This window comes from Treponema sp. R6D11, from assembly GCF_054786075.1.
In genome coordinates this window covers 1-325 of record NZ_BDHD01001345.1, presented here as the reverse complement: position 1 = coordinate 325, position 325 = coordinate 1, and the positions used below count along the sequence as shown (strand labels likewise).

Here is a 325-nt window from a genome sequence, read left to right as displayed (position 1 = left end):
AAGCAAAGGATTGGAATTTCCAGTTGTGTTTCTTTGTTCTTGCGGAAGACACAGCCAAAGGGACGCTTGCGACTATGTATATCTTTCCGATACCGCAGGGCTTGTATTAAGCCCTCCGCCTCCGCTTGAGTGCCGTTCTATTTCAGGAAAGCGTAAAAACTTTTTTTGGGAACAGGCGAATGAGGAAACAAAACAAAAACGAACCGCAGAACTTAGGCGGCTTTTGTATGTTGCTATGACAAGGGCGGAAAAAGAGCTTTATATAACAGGCTCGCTTAAAATTAAAAACGAGGACGAAACGGCTGATTTTTCCATTGTATTAAAA

1 protein-coding gene is annotated in these 325 nt (G+C 42.5%); it reads left to right on the top strand.

The annotated features are described in order from the left end of the window. Window positions 1–10: 10 nt before the first annotated feature. Window positions 11–325 (top strand): 3'-5' exonuclease (locus ACYVTD_RS18690; RefSeq protein WP_461249083.1); only part of this gene is annotated, 315 nt, incomplete at its 3' end.